This is a genomic window from Chitinophaga sp. sic0106 (genome assembly GCF_019219075.1).
GTDB lineage: Bacteria > Bacteroidota > Bacteroidia > Chitinophagales > Chitinophagaceae > Chitinophaga.
Genome location: NZ_JAHUWJ010000007.1, coordinates 118,151 through 143,850, shown reverse-complemented (window position 1 = coordinate 143,850; position 25,700 = coordinate 118,151). Strand labels below are relative to the sequence as shown.

Annotated in this window: 19 protein-coding genes; 11 read left to right on the top strand and 8 right to left on the bottom strand. The window is 48.0% G+C overall.

The window, feature by feature from the left end:
• Positions 1-23 precede the first annotated feature (23 nt).
• Both KW844_RS12615 and KW844_RS12610 read right to left on the bottom strand, forming a co-directional pair.
• The gene (locus tag KW844_RS12615; RefSeq protein WP_218377095.1) at positions 24-1,961 is read right to left on the bottom strand and encodes a PKD domain-containing protein; all 1,938 of its coding nucleotides are present in this window, start codon (positions 1,959-1,961) and stop codon (positions 24-26) included.
• Between the two features lie 146 nt (positions 1,962-2,107).
• Positions 2,108-2,485 carry a nuclear transport factor 2 family protein gene (locus tag KW844_RS12610; protein WP_218377094.1) on the bottom strand — a complete coding sequence of 126 codons (378 nt, stop codon included), beginning with the start codon at positions 2,483-2,485 and terminating at the stop codon, positions 2,108-2,110.
• 206 nt (positions 2,486-2,691) lie between these two features.
• Between KW844_RS12610 and KW844_RS12605 the strand changes: the two genes are divergently transcribed.
• From KW844_RS12605 to KW844_RS12555, 11 genes are all read left to right on the top strand, one after another.
• On the top strand, positions 2,692-3,762 hold the full coding sequence (locus KW844_RS12605) for a hypothetical protein (protein WP_218377093.1): 1,071 nt from the start codon (positions 2,692-2,694) through the stop codon (positions 3,760-3,762).
• A 166-nt stretch (positions 3,763-3,928) separates the two neighbouring features.
• Positions 3,929-4,531: an RNA polymerase sigma factor gene (locus tag KW844_RS12600; RefSeq protein ID WP_218377092.1), complete on the top strand. Its 603-nt coding sequence runs from the start codon at positions 3,929-3,931 to the stop codon at positions 4,529-4,531.
• Positions 4,532-4,589: 58 nt separating this feature from the next.
• Positions 4,590-5,780, top strand: a complete 1,191-nt coding sequence (locus tag KW844_RS12595; protein WP_218377091.1) for a FecR family protein — start codon at positions 4,590-4,592, stop codon at positions 5,778-5,780.
• Positions 5,781-5,969: 189 nt separating this feature from the next.
• Entirely contained in the window at positions 5,970-9,629 is a 3,660-nt protein-coding gene (locus KW844_RS12590) for a SusC/RagA family TonB-linked outer membrane protein (RefSeq protein WP_218377090.1), read from the top strand.
• Positions 9,630-9,638: 9 nt separating this feature from the next.
• Positions 9,639-11,060: a RagB/SusD family nutrient uptake outer membrane protein gene (locus tag KW844_RS12585; protein ID WP_218377089.1), complete on the top strand. Its 1,422-nt coding sequence runs from the start codon at positions 9,639-9,641 to the stop codon at positions 11,058-11,060.
• A 25-nt stretch (positions 11,061-11,085) separates the two neighbouring features.
• Entirely contained in the window at positions 11,086-12,018 is a 933-nt protein-coding gene (locus tag KW844_RS12580; protein ID WP_218377088.1) for a hypothetical protein, read from the top strand.
• A 149-nt stretch (positions 12,019-12,167) separates the two neighbouring features.
• Positions 12,168-13,097, top strand: coding sequence for an ABC transporter ATP-binding protein (locus KW844_RS12575; protein ID WP_218377087.1), 930 nt, complete (start codon positions 12,168-12,170; stop codon positions 13,095-13,097).
• 21 nt (positions 13,098-13,118) lie between these two features.
• Complete coding sequence (locus tag KW844_RS12570) at positions 13,119-15,422, top strand: Gldg family protein (RefSeq protein ID WP_218377086.1); 2,304 nt, start codon at positions 13,119-13,121, stop codon at positions 15,420-15,422.
• A 12-nt stretch (positions 15,423-15,434) separates the two neighbouring features.
• Complete coding sequence (locus KW844_RS12565; RefSeq protein WP_218377085.1) at positions 15,435-16,769, top strand: DNA mismatch repair protein; 1,335 nt, start codon at positions 15,435-15,437, stop codon at positions 16,767-16,769.
• Positions 16,770-16,779: 10 nt separating this feature from the next.
• Positions 16,780-18,093, top strand: a complete 1,314-nt coding sequence (locus tag KW844_RS12560) for a DNA mismatch repair protein (protein WP_218377084.1) — start codon at positions 16,780-16,782, stop codon at positions 18,091-18,093.
• 14 nt (positions 18,094-18,107) lie between these two features.
• Positions 18,108-20,900 (top strand): pitrilysin family protein, encoded by a 2,793-nt coding sequence (locus tag KW844_RS12555; RefSeq protein WP_218377083.1) that lies wholly within the window; start codon positions 18,108-18,110, stop codon positions 20,898-20,900.
• A 137-nt stretch (positions 20,901-21,037) separates the two neighbouring features.
• Here KW844_RS12555 and KW844_RS12550 read toward each other — a convergent pair whose 3' ends face one another.
• From KW844_RS12550 to hypB, 6 genes are all read right to left on the bottom strand, one after another.
• Entirely contained in the window at positions 21,038-21,598 is a 561-nt protein-coding gene (locus tag KW844_RS12550) for a hypothetical protein (protein ID WP_218377082.1), read from the bottom strand.
• Positions 21,599-21,607: 9 nt separating this feature from the next.
• Positions 21,608-22,144, bottom strand: a complete 537-nt coding sequence (locus KW844_RS12545; RefSeq protein ID WP_218377081.1) for a hypothetical protein — start codon at positions 22,142-22,144, stop codon at positions 21,608-21,610.
• A gap of 113 nt (positions 22,145-22,257) precedes the next feature.
• The gene (locus KW844_RS12540; RefSeq protein WP_218377080.1) at positions 22,258-23,139 is read right to left on the bottom strand and encodes a DMT family transporter; all 882 of its coding nucleotides are present in this window, start codon (positions 23,137-23,139) and stop codon (positions 22,258-22,260) included.
• Positions 23,140-23,356: 217 nt separating this feature from the next.
• Entirely contained in the window at positions 23,357-23,758 is a 402-nt protein-coding gene (gene nikR, locus KW844_RS12535; protein WP_218377079.1) for a nickel-responsive transcriptional regulator NikR, read from the bottom strand.
• A gap of 11 nt (positions 23,759-23,769) precedes the next feature.
• Positions 23,770-24,957: a porin gene (locus KW844_RS12530; protein WP_218377078.1), complete on the bottom strand. Its 1,188-nt coding sequence runs from the start codon at positions 24,955-24,957 to the stop codon at positions 23,770-23,772.
• Positions 24,958-24,987: 30 nt separating this feature from the next.
• Positions 24,988-25,695 (bottom strand): hydrogenase nickel incorporation protein HypB, encoded by a 708-nt coding sequence (hypB, locus tag KW844_RS12525; RefSeq protein ID WP_218377077.1) that lies wholly within the window; start codon positions 25,693-25,695, stop codon positions 24,988-24,990.
• Between the last annotated feature and the right edge of the window lie 5 nt (positions 25,696-25,700).

Here is a 25,700-nt window from a genome sequence, read left to right as displayed (position 1 = left end):
GCTTTACCATCTCCCGTAAAAAATTAGCGTATAAGCGTAACCGTGCCCTTGCGGCCAAATCTTCTTCCTAAATAATCTACTCCCTGAACCATCCAAACGTAGGTATCTACAGGTGCCGGTTGCCCGTTAATGGTACCATCCCAGCCTCCAGGCAGGTCATTTGATCTGTAAATTTCCTGTCCCCAGCGGTTCCAGATACAAAAGAAATCCAGTTTAGGAACGCCGGCAGCTATTACCCTGAATACATCATTTCTGCCATCATGGTTCGGGCTAAAGGCATTGGGTACATAAAACTCAGGGCCCGTATAGGCTTTGACGTTAATATAGTCGGTAGCGGTGCAGCCTTCCGGAGAAAGCAGCGTTAATTTATAAGTCTGGTCTTTTTGCAGGTAAGCCACCGGGTGAGCGCTGTAGGGATCGTTGAGTCCCGTTGCCGGCTCCCAATGGTACACCAGGCCGGGTTGTGTCCACCCTGCCTGTAACTGCAACGGCTGCCCAATGGCAATGATAGTATCATTTCCCGCCTGCGCATATACGTTATTTACTTTCACCGGCACCCTTACAGCGGGGGAGTTGCAGCCCTCATCGCTAACGCCATACAGTGTAACCAGGTAACTGCCGGTATCTTTATATTGGTGGTGCAGCGATGGTCCGTTGCCTTGTGTGCCGTCCCCGAACTGCCATACATAGCGGCTTACGGGAATACCAGGTGTTAGATTGGTGCTGGTAAAAATGCTGGGATCGCCGAGGCATACACTGGTGCCGGTGGCGGTAACGGAAGGAGCAGCGTTGAACTGAATCGTTTTGGTGGCAGTGCTGGCGCAGCCCTGTGTAGTCGTTACCGTTAGTTGTATGGCATGAGCGCCTGGTTGTGTGTATGGTTGGGCAGGATTGCTACCGCTACTGCTGCTGCCATCATCCCATTGCCAGCGCCAGGCAGCGGGGGAACCTACTGCCACGGTGGTTTTGTCTGTCATCAGCTGGTCCATGCCAATGCAAAATGGATTTGGCCCCAGATCTACTATTGGATAGGAACCCAGCGTGAAAGGGGCTTTAAGCGTATCTGATACACAACCGCTGTTATCTTCAATGACCAGCTTCACGGTATAATTACCGGCCGCCGGGTAAGTATGAACGGGCGGCTGCGGGAGCGTGGTTTGGGTACCGTCTCCCAGGTCCCACCACCAGCGGGTGATGGCGCCAAAAGAACTGGAATAGTCCAGGAACTGCACTGGCGTGCCTTCACAGAATATCTGCTGCGGATCGAAGTTGAATTCCGGGCGCAGGGCAGCACAAAACTGCTGGACATTGGTTTGGCCACCGGTACTGCCGGCAAAGCCCCAGAATACCTCGGGATCTCCTTCAAAGATGTCGTGAACCAGGTCCTTATCAATGCTCAGCCGAAGCTGATGGTCTATGCTTACTTCCAGGTGTTTGGTAACCGCATCCCAGCTGATCCTGAACAGATGCCACTGGCAATCTTCGATATTGTTACTGTTTGCCAGCGCGGTAACCGGGCCTGCCAGGTTGCCGGCGCTGCTGTGATTGGAAAGTCCGTTCATTTGAATGGCCACATGGTCGTAGGATGGGTCGCTTTCATCAAAGTTCTGGTAGGTATCAATGATGACTCCCAGCGAAGGGGTGATGCCTTTAAATCCAATGCCCTGCGCATTCGCGCCCAGGTTGGTCCCTTTTGTTTGCAGGATAAACCCGATGCCATCCGCACCGTCGGCATCGCGGCAGCCAAGGTTGATATCAAACACATAGTCAAATGACTGATCGAGGTTGATTTTATTTTTATTCCAGGCAGTGCCGCTCTGGAAAGTGTTGTCCTGCGTAAGTACATAGCAGTTGCAGCTGTTCTGCCTGGTGCTGCCATTGAGGATATACGGCGTTTGCCCCCAAGCTGGAAGACTGCAAAAGAACAGGAGCGTTCCTGCCAGGGATGCAATAAGTTTCATATCGGGAGGGATTACACGCAGTTGGCATTAGCTGCTGATAACAAGGTACGGCATGGTTTGGTAAGATCAAAGCAGTTTATAGGCGCTTTCATGAAAAAACCCGCCGTAGTGGCGGGTTTTTGGTTATAGTAGCTGTTGTTTAAGCATTATAACTCTTGCCGGTACGACACCTTATCCACAATCTGCCATCTGCCGTCTAACTTCATCAGGTTAAACCGGTCGATGAACCGGAAGGTGTCAAATGTTAAATGCACAACTGCAGCACCGGTATCTCCATCCCAGTTAAATGAAATTACTTCGGGTTGGCATGGTACCACGGTTGCTTGTGCCACCAGGTCCAGGTACTCCTGCAATGGCCACTGGCGTAACTCCCCATCAATGACAGTCCTGATGTTTGCACTTGGGTGAAATGCTGCACGCATCCTTTCCATGTCAATTACCGGGCGTCCTTCGAGATAATGATTAAGTGCGAGTCGGATCAATGGCTCTTCTGTTGTGTTTACTTGGGTTGTCAGGGGTTCCATATTTTTTTTGCGCAAATTTAGCTGTTTTTATTGTCACCCCAAAGGGTGGTGGAAAAACAATGATTTAATCATATAGCAGGAGTTGGGTTAGGGAGAGATTTATTGGAATTTTGAAAAGTGTCACAAGATAACTTTGAGTCTAATGCTTTTTAAAGCAACCATCTAAATCAAAAATAATCCTACATTAGTACGCAATTAATCCCCCTATGAAGCTTTACAAAGAAGTGTACCGCCACGCCGGTACAACCACCATCAAAGAAACATTCTTCAACAAGGGAAAGCAGACCATCGCTACCCTGGATACATACAAGGACACAAATGCAGGCACCCACAGTGCTGAGTTGACCTTATGCATTCACACCGGCGAAAGCTATCAGCTCAGCAGGTACAGCCATACAACGGAGACGTATAAACGATTTGAGAAAGCTGGTCCGGCATTATTGGCAACGGCCAACTGGCATAACGTAAAGGAAGCGCATTACATAAAAGAATGTAAGGTGGAGAAGGGAGTGGTCCTGGAGGAACATACCCACAACATTGCCTATGAGGAAAAGGACAGTGTGAAATATACCTACAACAATGGCAGAATGGTTTCGGAGAAAAGGGTACTGGCAGATGGAAGTATTATCACCACCAACTACGTGTACGACAGCAAAGGCGCCACTTTATCCAAGGCTGTCCTGAAGAATGATATTTTTCAGAGCCAGGTCAACTACCTTTATCAAAATAACGGTTTGCTGGCACTGGAGCAAACATTTCATTCCCACAAAGGCCTGAAATTTCTGGCAGCGGAGAAAAAATATCTCTATAATACAAAAAACCAGGTAGAAAAAACAACCTGGTATGGCAGGTATAATGGTCAGTTATACCTTTATAAAACAACGGAAGCAATCCTTGATAAAGATAGGCTGACTAAAAAATCTGCCGGCATTTCTGCACTGGAAATTGCCATTGGGTATTACGACCTGGATGCCTTGCACCAATATTTCCGGGAAAATAAAATGGAGGGATACATTCCGTATTTCGACAAGGATTTTATTGCCAACAACAAGTTTACCCCCTTACAGCATACGGTTGAAAAGCTGGATCAGCAAGGGAATCCCGTTGAAACCCGCCTCATGAATCCGGAAAAACCGGAAGAGCAGTTAACCATGGCCACTTATCGTAATGAATACAATGAAGCAGACGGACTGGAGTTTGTAATTACCTATATCCAGAATGATCAAAATCAGCAGGAAGAAAATAGTATTAAGAAATTTTATTATAGAGAGGATTAGGTGCCCGAACAACGGATAATTAGTTGTTTTTCAATAATAATTCACAATGATGCTATTTTTTTAAGGTTATAAACCTTAGATTTGTTTTTCATCAATTTTGCATTTTTATGCAAAATCAACATTTTCTGCCAGCGTTTGTGACTTCCCGCACCTATAAATATTAAAATTGTCAACCATCGAAGCATACGGGGAACTAGCATTGATTCAGTCATTTCAGCAGGGCGAACGATTAGCATTGCTGGAAATATATAGCTTATACCAAAAGGCCTTGTGCTTTTTTACCGATCAGCTGATAGGCGATACTATGGCCGCTGAGGATATCGTTTCCGAATGTTTCATTAAAGCTTTTCAGCAAAGAGAAGATTTCCCTTCACTGGCGCAGTTGAAATCATTTTTATATACCGCTGCAAAAAATGCAGCGCTGAATTACCTGAAAGCAGCCAAACGTCATAGTGATATACATCAGGCCATAGGACAAGCAGGGGAGCGCTTTTCTGCCGATGTGGAACATGCTTATATCCGATCTGAGGTGATGCAGCTCATTCACCAGGAAATAGAAAAATTGCCAACTCAATGCCAGCAGGTGGTGCGACTCGCCATCCTCGAAGGCCGCGGCGCCGCTGAAATTGCCGACGAACTGCATATTGCCTATCAAACCGTGCTTAACCAAAAAGCCAAAGGTGTGGCTTTACTGCGTACAGCCATCCTTAAAAATAAGTTACTTTCCTTGCCCATCCTTATCACAGCCCTGACCATGCTGGACCGGTAAAAATATTTTTTAAACAGACCGGTATATAATGAAGTGTTAGTTGTTTTAGTAGTATATCATGAGGGAGAATAGTCATTATATCGCCGAATTAATCGGTAAGTACCTGGACAACAGTATTACTGCAGAAGAACAGCAGCACCTCACGGAATGGACCAACGATTCCGATGCCAACCGTGCACTTTTTGCAGAAATGACAGATGAGCGGCAGCTGACGGCTCATCTGCAACAACTGTACGCTTATGATTCCGCACGGATGATCCGTAAAATCAGCGAAGCCGTTCCTGCATTCGCCGAGCCAAAAGTAATTAGGGTACACCCTCTGAAAAAATGGGGCTGGGCCGCTGCCGCAGCCGTTCTGCTGATCGCAGGTGGCAGTTATTTCTGGTCCACCCATCAAAAGGATGTGGGCCGCCAGCTGGCCGTACACCAGGCAGATATTAAGCCGGGCTCGCAAGGCGCGGTACTCACCCTCGCAGACGGCAGCCAGCTGATACTCGACAGTATGCAAAGCGGCGTAATCGCCAGCCAAAAAGGAGCCTCCGTCATATTAGCCTCCGGTGAATTAATTTATGATCCCACTGCCAGCAAAAATAGTGAGCTGGATTTTAATACCATGACTACGCCTAAAGGCCGGCAGTTTCAGGTTACCCTGCCCGACGGTACCAGGGCATGGCTGAACGCCGCCAGCTCCATCAGATACCCTACCACCTTCGCTGCCAACGAAAGAAGAGTGGAGGTGACCGGTGAAGTGTATTTTGAAGTAGTCAGGAATGTTAACAGTCCATTCTTTGTAGCAGTAGGCAATAAGGCTGCCATAGAAGTATTAGGTACCTCTTTTAACGTGAACGCCTATACTAACGAAGCCGTGGTGCGCACCACACTTGCAGATGGTAGCGTGCGCGTAATCGCCCTGGCCGGCAGTAAAAATACCAGCCTGGTGCTGAAGCCTGGTCAACAGGCAGCAGTGGCTGATCAGCAGGTAAGCCTGGCCGATCAGGCAGACCTGGAAAAAGTAATGGCCTGGAAAAATGGCCTGTTCAACTTCGACGGCGCCAGCCTCGAAGAAGTAATGCGCCAGCTGGAACGCTGGTATGATATTGAAGTAGTATATGAAAATGGCATACCTCGTACCCGTTTTATAGGAGAGATGAGCCGACAAATAGCCTTGACAGATTTGTTAGAGATTTTAAAGAGAACAGAAGTAGACTTTAGAGTGGAAGGACGGAAGTTGATAGTTTTGAATAAATAATTAACAGCATATCGGAATGTAAAAATAAAAGGCCGGAAATACCGGCCCGGGACAATATTGCCTGATAAAATCAACGAAGAAGGAAAAAAAACCGCCACGGATTGCGGCCGTGACGGTATAACCGACTTAGTTATTTCAAATGGTCTTTTGCAATTCTCATTTTTTAAACAACCAAATCTCATGCAATTTATGCAAAAAAAACGCTATTGGCCCCCTGATAATGCAGGGAAGCGTCGTGGCCTTACCAAAATCTGCCTCGCTATGCGTCTTACCATCATTCTATTAACTATGGCTATCCTGCAGGTATCGGCCGCAGGACATGCACAATCCGTTACGATATCGGGTAAAGCTATACCTATCAAACAAGTATTTTCTGCCATTAAACAGCAAACAGGCTATGTTGTATTCAGTAATACCAACGTCATCAGCGAATCGGAAACAGTAGCACTCTCCGCCAAAGAGATGGCACTGGAAGAGCTGCTGGATGAAATGTTGAGCAACCTCCCGGTAACCTGGCTGATCAAAGACAAAACAATTGTATTGTCGCGCAAGACCGCTGCCACTCCCGCAGCAGCGCCACCTATCAGCATCTCCGGTGTGGTCCGCTCCTCCGCAGGGGAACTGCTCCCCGGTGTATCGGTGCGCATCAAAGGCACCGCCAGCGGTACTATCACCGCCGGCGACGGGGCCTTCTACTTCACACACCTCCCTGAAGAAGCCATCCTCCAGATTACCATGGTAGGTTTCGAACCGCTGGAAATTGGCGTCCGTAAATCCGCCAATGGCTATACCGCCTACGCCGTTAAGAAAGAGCAAAGCAGCTCCCTGCTGGTAACAGACGGTAATAACCTGGTGATGAACATCATCCTCAACCGCAAGGACTATGAAATGAATAACGTGGTAGTTACAGGTTACATGAACGTCAATAAGGACAAGTACGTGGGCGCTGTATACTCCATCCGGGCCGATTCCATTAAGATAGCTGGTGAAACCTCCATCGATCAGATGTTGCAAGGCGTGGTGCCTGGTATGTCCGTAATGGTGCAATCCGGACAGGTAGGCGCCGCCCCAAAAATCCGCATCCGCGGTACTTCCACACTGCTGGGTAACCAGGAGCCGCTGTGGGTAGTGGATGGGGTAATCCAGCGCGATCCGTTGCCTATTCCAAACGGAAACGGTTCCCTCGCCGGCGACGTGAAAGAGCTACGCCTCCTGGCTTCTAATGCCATTTCCTGGCTCAACCCAAATGATATTGAAACCATCACCGTACTCAAAGATGCCTCCGCAACCGCCATCTACGGCTCACAGGCAGCCAACGGGGTGATAGTGCTCACCACCAAAAAAGCACGCCCGGGATCATTGTCAGTTTCCTATAACAATAACCTGAGCGTAGGCCAGCGGCCCGACTATAGCATGTACGACCTCATGAACTCACAGGAACTAATGCAGTTTTCTAAAGAGATCTACGAAGGACGCGATAGCTATACCAACACGCTGCTGCCTATCGGCTACGCCGCGTTAATCCAGCAGTTGCAGTCAAAACAGATCGACTATAACACCTACCAGCAACAATACAGAAAGCTGGAACAACAGAATACCGACTGGTTCAAACTATTATTCCGCAACTCTTTTAACCAAAACCACAGCATCAGCATCTCCGGCGGTTCTGAAAAAATTACCAACAGAACCTCGCTGAGCATGCAACAGCAAAAAGGGGAAGCAAAAGGTAATGACCTCACCACCTTCTCCGCATCTTCCAATACCACCCTGCGGTTTGGTAGTCGCTTAACGGTGAACTTCCTGCTCAACGGTACTTTCCGCGAAACAAATGGTTTTGCCTACGGCGTAAACCCTTTTGATTACGCTTACAAAACTTCCCGTACGATCCCGATGTACAATGACGATGGGACCTTTTTCTATCATGAAAAATTAGGAGAAGGCAGTACGGTGTATCCCAATAAGTTCTCCTATCTCTATAACATACAAAATGAATTAGATAACACAGGTAACAAGAATACGGCTACCACGCTGGCATCCACGTTGGATGTACGCTATGAAATAGCCAAAGGACTGGAGTATCAGGGACTATTATCCTATACCTCCGCCACCTCCACGGCTAAATCATATGGTACCGAGTTATCCTGGTATATCACGCAAACAAGAGGATATGAATTCGGCACCGTGCTGGCAAATTCACCGGAGGAATTAGGCAGCCGCCTGCCTTTTGGAGGATTGGCACAATTCGAGAATGCCAGCAACAACGGCTATACGTTCCGCAACAGCCTGGTGTATAACCGCTTCATTGGCCTGCGCCATAATATTACCTTACAAGGTGGTATTGAAGCCAGATCCAGCCTGCTGGAATCCAACAGGAATACCCGTTACGGCTACCTGCGCTATCGCGGTGAAAGCTATGCACCCGTGCCTTTAATGCCGGCATTGCTGACCCGCCAGGGTGCTGACAACCTCAACGAGGCCATGCGCACCAATTCTGGTATCACCAACCAGCGTAGTAACTACCTGAGTGAATATATCACGGCTGTTTACAGCTACGACTCCCGCTATATCTTCAACTTTAACTCCCGCCTGGATGCCTCTAACCGCTTCGGGCAGGATAAAAATAAAAGATTCCAGCCAACCTGGTCTGTAGGTGGCAGATGGCGTGTGGCCAATGAGAACTTCATGAGTTCACAAAAATGGTTGAACGCATTTGACCTTTCTGCAACCTATGGCTACCAGGGTAATGCCGTGGAAGCTGTATCGCCTTACCTGATCGCTACCGACGGTGGTTTGAGTAACATCTTCAAACAGTATACCCTCAATATTAAATCCCTGCCATATCCGGATCTGGGTTGGGAAAAAACCAGGTCGTATAATTTCGGTGCCGACTTCTCCTTCTGGAACGGCCGCCTGAACGCAACTGCCAACTACTACGGCAAAGTGAGTGATGTACTGGCCTCCCGCCAGGTGCCGGTGGAGAATGGTATGAGCGCCGCTACCGTATTTGGTTCCAGGATGGAAAACGTAGGGTATGACCTCATCATCAGCGTGATGCCGGTGAAAACAAAAGACATCACCTGGCAGGTATCCGTGAACACCGGAAAAGCGAAAAATAAACTCACGCAAAACGAAAGAACCAATACGAAAGACGATTACCTGAATGGTACCGCTATTGTAAATGGTGAGCCTTATACCACTTTCTATTCCTATTCCTATGCCGGCCTGAATGGTAAAACCGGTGTGCCGATGTTTAACAACCTGAACATCAAACCAACGGCCAACGACCTGGACTACCTCGTGAGATCCGGTAAACTGGAACCCGATTTTACCGGTGGTTTCAACTCCAGCCTGCGCTACAGGAATATTACTTTCTATGCACAGTTTGCCATGGCTTTCGGTGCCGCCAAACGTGTGCCTGCTTACTATAACGTGAGTGGTGCACCTACACCGGAACAAAATGTACCACGCATCCTGAAGGACCGCTGGAAACAGCCAGGGGATGAGCTGTACACCAATATCCCGGCAGTGCCGCCAGGTAATCCGCGCTACATTGAAATCAGCCTGCCGACCTTAAATCCGGGATTGAGCGTGTCGCCGTATACGTTATATAATATGTCAGACTTTATGGTCGCCAATGCTGATTTTATCCGCTGCCGTACCATCTCTCTCAACTATGAGTTTGATCCGGTAATGCTGAAAAAGGTGCATATAAAACGTTTGAGCACTGCGGTAAGCCTGACCAATCCTTTCCTGATTACGTTTGATAAAAAGTGGAGAGGATATGATCCTGAAACAGCCGGCTGGCCTGCACGCAGAATGGCGTCTATTTCTTTTAACATGACACTCTAACCATAGCGCATGAAATTTAAATCATTAATATTAGCTGGTGTTACAGGTCTGTTGACCTTCTCCGGTTGCAGTAAGTTCCTGGAAGAAAAATCGCAGAGTGAAGTAATTCCTAAAACGGCTATCGACTACCGCGAGCTGTTAATAGGATCTGGTTATATGAATAATTCAGAGCCTATGAACCTGGTGTATTTCATGGATGATGATGTGGACCTGTTCATCGAATACGCCAACGGCCAGGAATCGCCGGTAGGCCAATACGATGCGAAATATAATTATCTCTATTATACCTGGCAGCCCAGGCTGGCCGATATGAACGGAGTAGGGGACCGCATCAGCGAAGATCCTGCTGCTACACCTTATGCCAGTTACTATAAATGGATCATGGGATGTAATGCCGTCCTTGAAAATATTGATCAGTCCATTGGTTCCGATAAGGACAAAGACCGCGTAAAAGCAGAAGCGCTCGCCGTTAGAGCATTCTACTATTTCCGCCTGGCCAACCTTTACGGCGAGCCGTATAATTACAATCCACAGTCGCTCTGCGTGCCGCTGAAACTCAGTTCCGGCATGACGGACAAGCCACTGAAGCAGCACACTGTACAAGAGGTATATACACAGGTGGTAAGTGACCTGAAAGAAGCCGCTGCTATCATGGACCCGCTGCCGATCGTGCGGAAGGATTATCACATCAACCAGCCAGCCATACATATCCTCCTGTCAAGGGTATACCTGTACATGGAAAAATACCAGGAGGCTATTGATGAAGCCAACAAAGTATTTGACCAGGGCGGGGTGTTAACCAACCTGACTGCGCTGGCAGCCAATACCTGGCTCAGCTACGCTAACCCTGAGGTGGAATGGTTGTATGGTGGCAACACCCAACCGAATCAGAGTACCTATATCCCTTCGGCGGCTTTCCGCGGCAGCTTTGATCCGGCGGATGTAAGGATCACCAAAGGTATCCAGGTGCAGTCCAACAATTTTGTACCGCTGGTGGTAAAGCTGCCTACGGGTATCGACCTCGGACAAACGCTCCGTACGCCGGAAGCGCTGCTCAACAGAGCGGAAGCCTATGTGCAGCTGAACAAACTGCCGGAAGCGCTGAATGACCTGAACAGTTTGCGCCGTACACGTATTCCTGGATACACGGATGTAGCCATTGCTGATAAAGCTGCCTTACTGCTGGCAGTGCGGGAAGAGCGACGCAAGGAATTCTGCTTTGAGAACTTCCGTTGGTTTGACCTGCGCCGGTATGGTATGCCGGCCATTTCACACCGCTACCAGCATGAACCGGGAGAACCCATCCTGGAATATAAACTGGCAGAAAAAGATCCGGCTTACACGCTGCCTTTTGCCACCAGCCTGCTGATCAGGAATGCTGAATTGAAACAAAACCCCTCCGGCATGGCGCCAGACAGGGTTGGACAATAATTACTCACAAGCAATATATCATCACATGAAGCATACATTTATAATCAGTTGTATCTGTAGTATGATGCTTTTCGCCTGTAAGAAAGACGAAAAAATAGGACCTCCGGCAGAGCTGGAGCACGACTATACGCTGCCACAGGGCAATGCCCCGGCAGCGGCCAACGATAAGATCCAACAGCTATATAACACCTATGGCTCTTACTTCCTTTATGTATTTACCCAAAAGGATTTTGTATGGGTACCCTCCACAGGCGGCAGCGCTTCCAAGATAGATACGGCCGTATTAGGTAAGCCGGAATATGTAATGGATATGCTGACCTTCCTGGACGACGTTTGGCTGAAATTCCTGCCGGAATCATTCAAAAAAGCACAGGGCATCCCTTACCGGGTGCTGCTGGCCGATACCATTAAAACCAATCGCGGCCCGGGCTATCCACCCAACATGCAATATTTATATTCCGACTATAAGGTGATAGATAAAGCTATCTGCTTTGCCGGTATGAACGACTCCCTGCGCAGAATGACGCCGGCCGATAAGGTGAAGCGTAAGAACGTGCTGACGAGCGCTATCTGGGCCTATTACCTCCAAAATAAAATTGTGGAAATACCAGCGTCTTTTTACAAGCTCACGGACTATGTAACCGCACCGGCGTACCCGATCAATGCGATCAATAATCCGGCGAACCTGGAGGCTTTCCGCCAGCGCGGGTTCCTGCCAGGTAGTTACAATCCCGTGTCCGGTGCTGCTTCAGAATGGTATTACGGTACCTATTCCTGGGGCACGGCACAGCCTACGGATGCCAATGCTTATATCCTGCATCTGACCACCCGCACAGATGCGCAGATGGCGGCGTACCTGAAATACCCGCTGATCAAGCAGAAGTTCGATTTGTTAGTTGCCTATTTTAAGTCCGCGTACAATATTGATGTTCGCGCTATTGCGAATGCGACCTATTAATCCTGACTATCCTTTTCACCCGGGGGCGTACTGCCCCCGGGATTGAAAAGCGGGTCGCCACCTGATTCCCTGCATCTTAAAAAAACACATCAGCAATGTGTAGGCCCTGCCTATACCTGCTATTTTATTGAATAAACAATCCGTAATGAATGGAAAACACCATCGTAAAAGTTGAAAACTTGTCTCACCGCTATGCGGCTCAATGGGCGGTAAGAGATATAAATTTTGAGATCAGCGGTCAGGGCGTTGTTGGCCTGCTAGGATCTAACGGAGCTGGTAAGTCCACCACCATGAACATTATTTGTGGTGTATTAAAACAGACCAAAGGCGAGGTATTCATCGCCGGTGTTAACCTGAAAGATAACCCGGTGGCGGCTAAACGAAATATAGGCTTCATGCCGCAGAAGCTACCACTGCATTATGATTTCACCGTGGAAGAATACCTGACCTACTGCGCCGACCTCCGCATGGTAGAAAAATCGCAGGTAAAGAAATCTGTGGCCGATGCGCTGGAGCGCTGTGGTGTAGCGCATTTCCGCGATCGTTTATTACGCAACCTTTCCGGTGGTTATCAGCAGCGCGTGGGCATTGCACAAGCCATTGTACATAATCCGAAATTTGTAGTGCTGGATGAGCCCACCAATGGCCTGGATCCCAACCAGATTGTAGAAGTGCGCAACCTGATCAAGCACATCTCTACTGATCGTGCTGTATTACTCTCTACCCATATCCTCACCGAAGTACAGGCTACCTGCCGCGAGATCAAAATGATCGAAGAAGGGCAGATGGTGTTTTCCGGCTCCCTGGAGATGTTTAACAACTATATAGAACCCAATACGCTGGTGATTACTCTGGATTCACCGCCATTAAATGAAGTACTGATGGCTCAGGAAGGAATCAAATCTGTAGAGCAGCTTACACCATACCGTTTCCGCCTGGGGTACGACGGAGAAAAGAAAACCGCACAGCGCATTGCTGCTGAAAGTGTGAAAAACGACTGGGGACTGATGGAGCTCGTGGTAGAAAAGAGCTCCCTGGATGCAGTATTCGCCAGGTTGTCCAAGAAAACCAACAAATAAAAACCTGATAAAAAATATTTCATGAGACGTGTTTATAAAATCGCCAAGGCTGAATTATTTACCCTCTTCTATTCGCCCATAGCCTGGATGATCCTGGTCGTATTCGCCTTTCAGACGGGGATGGTATTTGCCGGACTGCTGAAAGAAGTGCTGCATGCACAAAACATAGGATTTGGGAATTCCTTCATCACAGCCAATATATTCGCCGGCCAGATGGGGCTGCTGCCTGCGGTACAAAAGTACCTCTACCTGTATATGCCTTTACTAACGATGGGACTGATGAGCCGTGAATTCAGCAGTGGTTCCATCAAACTATTATATTCCTCTCCCGTTACTTCTTCCCAGATTATCCGTGGAAAGTTCCTGGCCATGATGATCTACAGCGGGTTGCTGCTGGCAGTGATCCTGGTATATGTAGTGATCGGGATGTTTTATGTGGATCATTTTGATCTGCCTTCGGTACTTTCCGGATTGCTGGCCATTTACCTGCTGATGTGTGCCTATTCAGCCATTGGCCTGTTTATGTCGTGCCTCACTTCCTACCAGGTAGTAGCTGCACTGGGAACGCTGGTGCTGCTGGCAGCCCTCAGTTACATGAACCAGGTATGGCAGGATATCAGCTTTGTACGGGATATCACCTACTGGCTGTCCATCTCCGGCCGCTGTAATGAAATGATTCTTGGATTGATCAACAGTGAAGATGTGTTATACTTCGTGATTGTAATCATGATGTTCCTGACGCTGAGCATTCAGAAATTGCAGGCTAACCGCACCCACCAGCGCTTCGCTATCGTTTGGGGCAAGTACAGCCTGGTAGTGGTGGCGGCCATGATGCTGGGATATGCTACTTCCAGACCCATGCTGATGGCTTATTATGACGCATCCGAAACCAAACGTAATACACTCACGCCAAACAGCCAGGCAATCATGCATCAGCTCACTGGCGGGTTAACCATTACCACTTATGTAAACCTGCTGGACAGAGAATATTACAACGGTATCCCCAGCCAGGTGAATGAAGATAAACAGCGCCTGAAACAATACATCCGTTTCAAGCCGGAAACAAAACTCAAATACGTTTATTACTACGATAAGCCTAGTAACAACCCACGCCTCGATTTCGTATATAAAGGTAAAACCCTGGCGGAAATGGCACGTAAAGAGGCAGAACTGCGGGACCTGGATTTTGATATGTTCCTGACTCCGGAGCAAATTAAAAAGCAGGTAAACCTGACCGACGAAGGAAACACCTTTGTACGCCTGGTGGAAAGAGAAAACGGACAGAAGGCCTGGTTAAGGATTTACGATGATATGTTCAAATTCCCGAATGAGGCAGAAGTATCCGCCATGTTCAAACGTATGGTGATGAAGCTGCCCAGGATAGGCTTCCTCGGCGGCCAGGGAGAGAGAACTATAGCGGGAGATCGCATAAAGGACTATACCCTGTTTTCCTCTGTAAAAACCTTCCGTTATGCATTGACCAACCAGGGCTGCGATGTGGAAACACTTGACCTTTCCGGCAACAAGGAAATTCCAAAAGGAGTAGATGTGATTGTGATTGCAGATATGAAAGACGCCATGGACTCCGTAGTGAAAAAGAAAATTGACGCTTACATTGCTGCCGGCGGTAACCTGTTGGTGACCCTGAAACCAGGATCCACGGTGATGGAAGAATTTATTGCGCAGTTTGGCGTAAAAACCATCCCGGGCCAGCTGGTACAGCCTAAACAGGATGTGGCAGCCAATGTAGTAATGTGCGTGGCTACCCCTGCGGCAAAAAAAGTCTCAGAGGTATTTGAAACGATGATAGAACGTCATCAGTATGTGGGGATGGTGAAATCAGCCGGCCTTGTAATGGCGGAAAATAAAGGCTTTACTGCTACGCCTATCCTGCAAACCATTGATACCATGAAAACCTGGAACGAGGTGCATACCATCGATTTTGTAAATGACTCGGCTACTGTGGATGTTGCTGCCGGCGAGCGTTTGGATAGCTTTGTAACTGCACTGGCACTTACCAGGAAAGTAGGTAATAAAGAACAGCGTATTATGGTTTTGGGAGATGCTGATTGCATCAGTAACGGCGGAATGACGCCACCGATCAGAAGATACGGCGCGGCCAACTTCTCCCTCATTCCGGGTACATTCGGCTGGCTGTCGTACGGCACCGTTCCGGTAGATGTAAGTCGCCCACGCTCTTCCGACAACGAAACCACCCTCACCAAAACCAGCCTGAAAGTAGTGAAGTGCGGACTGATGTATGTTATTCCGGGACTCCTGCTGATCGGTAGCACCATCTTGCTCATCAGAAGAAAAAGAAAATAAATCGCTTGCGGTATGAGTTTAATGACAGATAAACAAACGCTTTCGGACCTGAATATTTTTGGTAAGCAGGGATCGGATGGGGTATACGCCATCTTCAATAATACCTATACACGGGGAGCGGCGGAGTTGCTGGAAGAAATGTTCCGTAATCCGTTGTCGGATGTAGCGGCGATCAATGCCCGCAGCGGCGTTATCCGCGCCTTTGCTGCGGAAGAATTACCCTTCCCGTACCAGGTTACCTGGTTTGATGCGGCGGAGCAATACCTGGAAAACACCGATGAGCGGAGTCGCCTCAACGACCAGCAGGATTCGCTGGGCAGGAAGCTGAACCAGCTCATCGCCGGTGATAACGCGTACAAGGGTATTGAAAGAGGGGTAGAAAGTCTGATCAAAATTCTGCAGACGACAGTATCCTTTGCCGGTGCCATACGGGAGCGGCTTAAAAATATCCCGCATAACAACGAACTAACGGTAGCGGATACACTGCTGCAACTGGAAGAAATTCAACCGTTGTTGCAGGAGTCCGTGAAACAGAAATTATCATTTGCCAAGGTAGCGGAGTACGACAAAATACTCCGCTTCCGGCAACGGGATGTGATGAAGCAATTGCTACACCAGCTGTACCTGGCAGACGTTTACTTATCCGTAGCGAAGGTGGCCGTTACGCGGAAATTTACTTTCCCGGTAGCCCTGGAGAAAACGCTGCAGCAGGTCACCCTCGAGGATTTTTACCATCCAGCGCTTACATCTCCCGTAGTAAACAGTATTAAAATTTCATTATCAGATAATGTGATTTTTTTGACCGGTGCAAATATGGCTGGGAAATCCACTTTCATGAAAGCCTTGGGGATAGCCATGTTCCTGGGGCAGATGGGCTTTCCGGTGCCTGCTTCCAAAATGGAGTTTGCAGTAAGAGATGGTATTTTCACTACTATCAATTTGCCTGACAACCTCACGCAGGGCGCCAGCCACTTTTACGCAGAGGTATTGCGGATAAAAAATATTGCGCGGGAGCTGAGCCGGGATAAGTACCTGTTTGTCATCTTCGATGAGCTGTTTCGCGGTACCAACGTGAAAGACGCCTATGAGGCTACCATAGCGGTAACCAGCGCTATTGCCCGCAGGAAGAACTGTATGTTTGTGGTGTCCACACACATCATTGAAGCCGGGGAGGTACTCAAAGAGCAATGCAGCAATATCAATTTCGTATATCTGCCAACGTTAATGGAAGGTAACAGGCCCGTATACACGCACAAGCTGACTTCCGGTATTACGGCGGACAGGCACGGTATGCTGATTATTAAAAATGAAGGAATACTGGATATTCTTAACCCGAAAAAACAATAAAGGAATTACCATGAGCTTTATTGCTGATAAACAAACACTGGACGATTTATCATTGCTCGGGAAATACAATCCCCATTCGGTGTTCAGCCTGTTTAACCAGGTGAAAACAAGAGGAGCGGAGAAGCTGCTGGAAGCCATGTTTCAGCAACCTTTGACAGATGCCGGTCAGATAAATACCCGCAGTGCTATTTTTCAATATTTTACCCAACATCCGGCGGAGTTCCCGTTTGAGGATGCTGCGCTGGATAAAATGGAGGCGTATGTAGAAGAAGGGGCAGATAGTAACCGGCTGCTATCGTTCCTGCATGTGGGCAGAAAGAAGATAGCCGGAATGTTGTTGCGTGACGAGGCTTTTCAGCAGGAGCAGGAAAGGATTAGCAGCACCATGGCGGTGTTGCAGGTTTGCAAAACACTGCTCGTGCAAATCGAAAATAATGGATGGGACAAAAATTCCCCCTGGGAAAAATGGGTAGTGGTCGTGAGGAATGTAGTGCAGGACAGCCGGCTGCAGGGCCTTACTTCCGGGGATATTTCCTTCTCCCAAATGGTTAAACTACACCATCTGCTGACCGGTGTTTTCCGGGAGCAGTTGAAAAATATGCTGGCGCTTACCTATGAACTTGACTTGTATATAGCGGTAGCCAGGGTTGCACGTGACAGTGGTTTCTCCTATGGTGTGGCGTTGCCAAAATCGCATAACACCATTGCTGCCGAAGAAATCAGGCATCCCGGATTGGCAAAAGCGGTGGGTAATCAGCTGACGTTTAGTGGTGCCAGTAATGTGCTGTTTTTAACCGGTGCTAATATGGCTGGTAAGTCCACCCTGATGAAGTCCGCTGGTATCATGGTTTACCTGGCGCATATGGGTTTCCCGGTGGCGGCTAAAAACCTGCGCTTTTCTGTATTGGATGGCATTTATTCTTCGGTAAACGTACCCGACGATATCAACAAAGGGTATAGCCATTTTTATGCGGAGGTACTGCGAGTGAAGACGGTAGCGGAAGAAGTGGCTGCCGGTAAATCTCTCTTCATCATTTTCGATGAGCTGTTTAAAGGTACCAATGTGAAAGATGCTTATGATGCTACTTTGTCGGTTACATCGGCCTTTACATCCTTTCGGGATTGCTTCTTTATCATTTCCACGCATATCTTCGAAGTGGGGCATGAACTGATGAAAGCGGGCGATCAGATACAGTTCCGCTTCCTGCCCACCGTGATGAAAGCGCACGTGCCCACCTACACCTACAGGCTGGAAACAGGTATCACTACTGACCGACAGGGGATGATCATTATCGAGAATGAAGGTATTCTGCAAATGTTATAAAATATAAAACGTATATGCATAAACGTTATAAGGCAGCCGCTGTGCTCATGCTGGTGTCTGCCGCAATACATACCGCCACTGCGCAGGTGATTCCGCTGGATACTGCTGTGCGTACAGGCCGGCTGCCAAATGGATTTACCTACTATATCCGTAAGAATGCGGAGCCGCAGCAGCGGGCGCTGTTCTACCTGGTAAACAAGGTGGGATCAATCCTGGAAGATGACGACCAGCAAGGACTGGCGCATTTCATGGAGCACATGAACTTCAATGGCACTACTCATTTTCCTAAAAATGAGCTGGTGGACTATTTGCAGAAAGTGGGGGTACGATTCGGGGCGGACCTGAATGCCTACACTTCCTACGATGAAACGGTGTACCAGCTGCCGATCCCTACCAATAACCCTGCCCTGGTAACCAAAGGCATTGAAATTATGCGCGACTGGGCACAGGGCGCGCTGTTGGAAACGGACGATATCAATAAGGAGCGCGGTGTTATCCTGGAGGAAAAACGATTGAGAGAGGGACTGGGCGCAAGACTACAGGAAAAAACAATGCCGGTTATTTTAAATAATTCAAAGTATACCTACCGCTCACCGATTGGTACGGATACTATCCTGAAAACATTCCCGGTAGCGGCTATACGACGTTTTTACCATGACTGGTACAGGCCGGATTTACAGGCTTTGATTATAGTGGGAGACATTAATCCTGACCAGGTAGAGCAACAGGTAAAGCAACAGTTTGCCAGTCTTAAAAACCCGGAGAATGCCCGTCCCAGACCTGACTATACCATTCAGCTGACGGGTAAAAACCAGTGGCTGCGCATGACAGATCCTGAAATTACGGCTACTCAGCTGGAAATACTGGTAAAGCATCCAGGCACGGAGCTGAAGACCACCACCGATTACCTCAATGCCGTGAAACGGGGCTTGTTTAACCAGATGATGGCCTACCGGCTGAGTGAGTTGAGTCAGCAGGCAAATCTGCCGTTCCTGGGTGTTAAGGCAGGCATTGGCAATCTTACCGGCGGGCTGGAGCAGTTTGGATTTTCTGTTACCGCCAAGCCGGGCAAGCTGGAGGAAGCTTTTGAAATGGCATGGTCGCAGATGGAGCAGGTGAAACGTTATGGTTTTACGCAACAGGAGCTGGACAGAGCCAAAACCGGTTACATGACTAACCTGGAAAAGGCGAGGAAGGAAGTCAGCAAAACACCATCCAGCAGCTATGTGGCAGAATACCAGCAGCACTTCCTGCAAGGTGCGGCTACACCGGGTTTCGAATGGGAGTATAATTTTATGAAGAAGGAAATGCCGGCCATTAACCTGGCTGATATACAGGAGGTGGCGCGTCAATACATCGCATCTACTAACCGTGATATTTTTGTAGCCGGGCCGGAGCGGGAAAAGGCAAACCTTCCGGATAGCGCCGCTGTAGCAGGATGGCTGGCGAAAGTAGGAGCTTCCTCTTTGCAGCAATATAAAGAAGTAGCGGCCAACGATGTGCTGCTGAGCAAAGTGCCGGCGGGCGGCAAGATTGTTTCCCGTACGAAGATTCCGACGGTAGGCGCAGAGCAGCTCACGCTTAGCAACGGCGTGAAAGTATGGCTGAAACCTACCACGTATAAGAATGATCAGATCCAGTTTATGTCGTTCGCACCGGGCGGCATCAACAAATACAGCAATGCCGACTATCCAACGGCTTCCAATACTATCGGAATTATCGCCGGCAGCGGTCTGGCCGACTTTTCACCGATACAGCTCTTGCGCATGCTGAATGGTAAGTCTGCCGCTGTAGGTGCGTATATAGGTGGCCGTAGTCAGGGTATCAACGGCGGTTGTACCGCGGATGACCTGGAAACCGCGCTGCAATTAATTTACCTGCGATACACCGCGCCGCGTAAAGACACGGTGTTATTTGAAAATGCAATCGCCAGATCCCGTGAGCAGATCCGCAATAAATACGATAATCCTGGTAATGTATTCAGTGATACCGTCAGCACTGTACTGAGCAACTATCATTACCGCCTGAGCCCCATCACGCAGGAGCGGCTGGATAGTGTGAGCCTGGATAAGGCTTATGACATCTACCGGGACCGCTTTGCCGATGCAGCAGATGCGAACTTTGTATTTGTCGGTAACTTCAACACCGATAGCATTGCCCCATTACTTGCAACTTACCTGGGTGCACTGCCGGCATTGAATCGCCATGAACAACCGGTAATCCTGCATTCCAGCGTGCCAAAAGGTAAACTGATCAAAACCGTAGAAAAAGGGCAGGACAATAAAGCCACCGTGCTGCTGGTGTATAATGGCGACTGCAAATACAGCGAAGAGGAAAGCATGCAGCTGCAGGCGCTCTCCGAAATACTTCAGTACCGGCTGCTGACGAGCCTGCGCGAAACTGCCGGTGAAGTATACACGCCATCCGTGCAGGGCGGCATGACCCGGGAACCGGACCAGCGTTTCTCCATTAATGTATCCTTTGGCTGCGCACCGGAACATGTGGAGCACCTGGTAGGACTGGTACAGGAAGATATCAATAACCTGCAAAAAAATGGTGCCACCGGCGATGAGCTGCTGAAATATAAAGCAGGTTTACGTCAGCAATATGAATTGCAGGTGAAGAGCAACGAGTTCTGGCTGCAATATATAGCTGGCAGCGTGGAAAAGAAAGAGGAATTGAAGCCACTTCCGGATGTAGAAAAGCGTTTAAATAAACTTACCGGAAGTTCCATCAGTAAAGCTTCGAAGCGTTATCTGAGCGGTGATAACTGCATCAGGTTTGTAGCGCTGCCGGAGAAAAAATAAGATTCTCATAAGCAAAAAACCATAGATAGCGGCCGGACTTCGGGTCCGGCTGAATTATAATGTCCTGCGTATAATTTTTTAGGGAGATGTTAAATGCGCATGGCAGCGGTGAATCGTTAAATGCTGGGTTTAATATGTTATAATAACCCCTGCTTAAACCTTGGTGGCTGATAATCCCTTATAACGGTGGCTATCCTGGAGATATCCCAGTGTGAAATGTCAATATATACTACCGGTTCATCGTTTTGTATGAATATCAGCTGTGCATGCTTTTGCCTATTGGAGATATATATTGCTGCAATGTAGGCCAACTCATAATCTTCCCATCTGTAGTGTTTATCATCTGTGCTAATGCCTTCCCGGCTAATTATTAACGATTTCGACCTGTCAAGGTCGTATTGCTTCATTATCAATTGCGCTACAAGCGCAATTATTGCTGTAATAACCGCAACCTCGTAAGCAACTTTAAATTCTCCATATAGTAGTGAGATTACAAAAAATACAGCGGAAAATCCAATTATAAGGTACATAGTAGGATTATCAGTACGGAATAATACCTCCCCTTTTTTAGGCTTTCTTGCCGGGTTGTAATACGCAAATCTCCATGCCGGTTTCAGGTCGAAATTGTATTCGTTAAATGTAAATCCGGCTGCTTTGAAGTCTTTCTTAATTGTTTGGTATAGTTTGCTCTCTTTCATCGTGCTGTTTTAGCATTGCTCCTTATATATTGGAGGCTGGAAATCCCGAACCGGCGTAGCCACCGCGCATATATCCATATAGTGGGAAATATTGATGTAAACTAGCGGTTCGTTATCCTTCGTTAATACCAGCATGGCATCTCTATGTTTCCCGAAGACGACTACTGCAATATAGGCTCCGTCATAGTCGTTCCATCTAAACTGATAGCCAGGTATCATGATACCCGTTTTGTCAAAAATTATTTTTTTACGAGGTATAAGCTTTGTTAACAGCAGTATTATCCCCACAATTGAAATCCCAACCAATGCAGGAGTGTATGCTTTTAAAACCAGTGCTATAATAGCCATGACAGTTACTAATGCGACTGTTAGGTACGATGCATACCTGGCTGGATAAATTTCTACCGCTCCAGTTTGTACTTTTATTGCTGCGTTGTAATAGGCATATTTCCAGGCCGGTTTTATCCGGAATTCGCCCTGTGATACATCAATACCTTGTGCTACAAGCCCTTTTCTGATTTTATCAGCCAAAATATGCGCTTCCATAGAAACAGATTGTGTGGGGGGCATAAATGTATAAAAATTCTGTTTTCAACTTATCACCACCGTATTAATCATGTTCCTCCTTTGCATTATCACAGCAGTATCCCACCAAACACCTACTTATCCCGCTTCTGCAAATAAACAACCGCCCTTTTCCTGATATCCATCTCCGATACCACCGTAGCCACCACTATCAATCCGCCACCCAGCAGCAGCCGCCACGACAACTCCTCATCCAGCATAACATACGCTGCCAGGGCGCCAAACACGGGCTCGAGCAAATAGATCACCGCCACCTTTTCGGCACTGATATACTTTTGTGCAATGTTGGAAACCGTATACATATAGGCGGTGGAAAACAGGGCGCAATAGGCCACGCAGGCCCAAAAGCCCGGACTCACCGGTATCCAGGTAGCCTGGTGGTCGAAGATGGCCATGCAGCCGGTTACGACTGCACAGGTAGCAAACATGGGTACAATGGAGGCAATGACGTCTGTGGTGGCGGAGGCGCGTTCCACCGACAGCAGGTACAAACTAAAGCTGACCGCGCTGCCGATACTATACAAATCCCCCGTTGATACCCTGAATTCTCCCTGAATACAAATGATAAACAAACCTACCAGCGCCATAAATGCCGATGCCCACGCCTTAAAAGGCATAGCTGCCCGAAATAGCAGCAGTTTAAACAGCGGCACCAGTACCACCACAATGCCCAGTACAAAAGCTGCCTGAGAGGCGGATGTGTGCTTAATCCCAATGGTAACCAGTACAGTGCCTGCCACTAACGGCAAGCCTAAACGAATGCCGGTGCCCACCGCTGCCATACTAATCCGCCTCCTGAAAAGCAGCGCCAGTACCAGGGTGGCGCCCACAAACCGGTAAAAAAGAAAAGTGGAAGGAGTGGCCTCCCTGATGGCTAGTTTCGTTACGGAATAGGCAATTCCCCAAAAGGCAGTGCCAATAATTAATAATATAAGAAACAGGTGCTTTTTACTCATGGTTAACGACAAACTGCAAATCTAACGCATTGTCAGGATGATTTTGTTACCAACCCCTGTAATCCTCTTCAGCCGCCGTTGTGTCACTCCCTTCAGCTGTTGGATTTCTATTGAACCAGTTTACAACGCAGCACTTCCATCTCCCTAAAAAACAAAAAAAGGGTGCCCCCGTAACCCTTGGGACACCCATGCTTCATCTACTCCTCCCTATCGAACCTTAACTAATCTTCGTCATCGATAATTCACCATGTATAATACCCTTTACGGCCGTGAGCGCATTGGCCAGCTGCTTTAACAGCGAAGCCTTGCCCTTCACAGCTATAATTTCCATGCAGTTGTCGTGGTCCAGGTGGATGTGCTGGGAACAGAGAATCAGATGATGATAGTCATGCTGAATGTCCGTGATCTTATCCAGCAAATCCCGCTTATGATGGTCGAACAGCAAAGTGATAGAACCACCCACCACCTCATCTGCCTGCCATTGCTTTTCCACCTCAATCCGCTGGATCAGGTGGCGGATGGCCTGCGACCGGTTGGGAAACTGGTTGTCCTCCATATAATTATCCAACAACTCCAGTACATTTTTTTCTACGGAAACACCAAATCTTACAACTTTCATAAACTAATAACTTAGAATGCATTTACCAGGTATAACATACCCACAGCAAACAGGCTGGAACGCTGACGCTCATTGGCGTCGGCCATTACATTCCTGTACTTTACCTGGTTGTTATAATAGTAGCCAAACAGTTTCATGTTCTGACTGGCAATAGGCTTGTATTCAAACCCTGCCAGCACACCAATGTTCTCCCGGAAGTTTTTCCCCAGCGGACTGCCATCCTTTGTTTGACTGGAAGTTTCATAAATGCCTTTGGTGGTAATAAACCATCCCGGTACAAACTCATAGTCCAGTCGCAGCACCGCCCCTTTATAATTGATGTCACGCGCAAAGCCCGGCGTATAGGCCGGATTAAGCCCCTGCTGGTACTTATTGATGGAAGGGGAGGCAATATTCACATAATCCACCGGCATGGAAGCCCATTGTAAATCCAGGTAGCCTTTCAATTTTTTCAGCACAATTTTATTACCCAGCGCCACGGCATGATTGGTTTTGCCGGAAGCATACTGCGCAATGTCATAGCTCCAGAAAGTATGCAACTTTTGGTCAAACAACTTACCTAACCAGCTCGCATACACGCCCATGGGGTTTTTAGCACCCTTGAGTCCATCGGCGGCATAACCCGCATTGGTATACGTAGTTTTGAAACTGTTATTATACGTATTATGCAGCTGCAGGAAGAAACCATGATTTTTATTTACCTGGTATCCCAGCCGCATACCCATCAAAAACAAGTTAGTTTGGTAGTTCACAAACTCAGAGTACTGATATTCATACGTGGGGTTGGTTTCAAACTCCCAGTTTCCTACGTAAGCAGCTTGTTTACCTACGTTGACAGACCATTTTTTCTGGTGGCCGAATTTATAGTTGACAGAGGCATGGTCCAGCGAACCCGGGGCATTGTCCAGGTCCCGCTGCGCCTGCGATCTGTTAAGGCGGTAGCGTATTCTGAAATCCAGATCGGGGACAATCGTACCCATAAACTCAAGACGGGCTTCATTGAGTCGCAAGGACGATTGCTTATCCCCATCCGGTATTTCCAGCGAGCTGCGCAACAGCACATTCATATGTACATTTTGCAGCAGCGCCGGCTTATTAGTTATTAATACCGAAGTAGTGTCAGCGGCAGGTGCTGTTTGGGCAAACAGGTAGCCGGAGGCACCAATAAGGTTTATGGTCAGAAAGACTTTCAATTTCATATGTTCGATTCTGTTTTGTAGCAAAAAAGCCTACTGTTTCCGGGCTTTTTTCTCTTTTACTTTTTCTTCCAGCCAGCTGCACCACTCATCAATACCTTCCCCGCTCAAAGTGCTCACCTGCATGGCAGAAAGATCAGGGTTTACCTCCCGGGCATCTTTGATGGCTGCCTCTACGGAAAACGGCACGTAAGGCAGCAGGTCCGCCTTGGATACCAGCATCAGCTCACTGGTCAGGAACATGCGGGGATATTTTTTAGGTTTGTCATCCCCTTCGGTAGATGCCAGCAGCGTTACACGGTAATCTTTTTTTTTTTCAAGCAGAAGACGGCATACGAGATTGCCCACGTTCTCGATAATCAGCAGGTCCACATGCGTCAGGTCTATATGATCCAACGCCTGGTAAATCATTTGCGCTTCTATATGGCACATGCCGCCAGTCACAATCTGCAACGCGTTAATGCCCACATCACGCAGGCGCACTGCATCTCTTTCTGTTTCCGGATCACCCACGAGTACGGCTATACTGAGTTTATCCCGCAGGCGTCTTCCGGTTTCCTGTAACAGCGTGGTTTTGCCGCTACCCGGTGAAGAGCATATATTGATGATCAATACATCCGGCACTTTATCTTTAATCGCTTTGGCAACAAAATCATTTGCCTTTAAGAGGTTTAAAGTAGTATTGTCACACTGCACGGAACCGGCAGGCATTCTGTTGCTTTTAGGTTTTGTATCAATCATGGTAA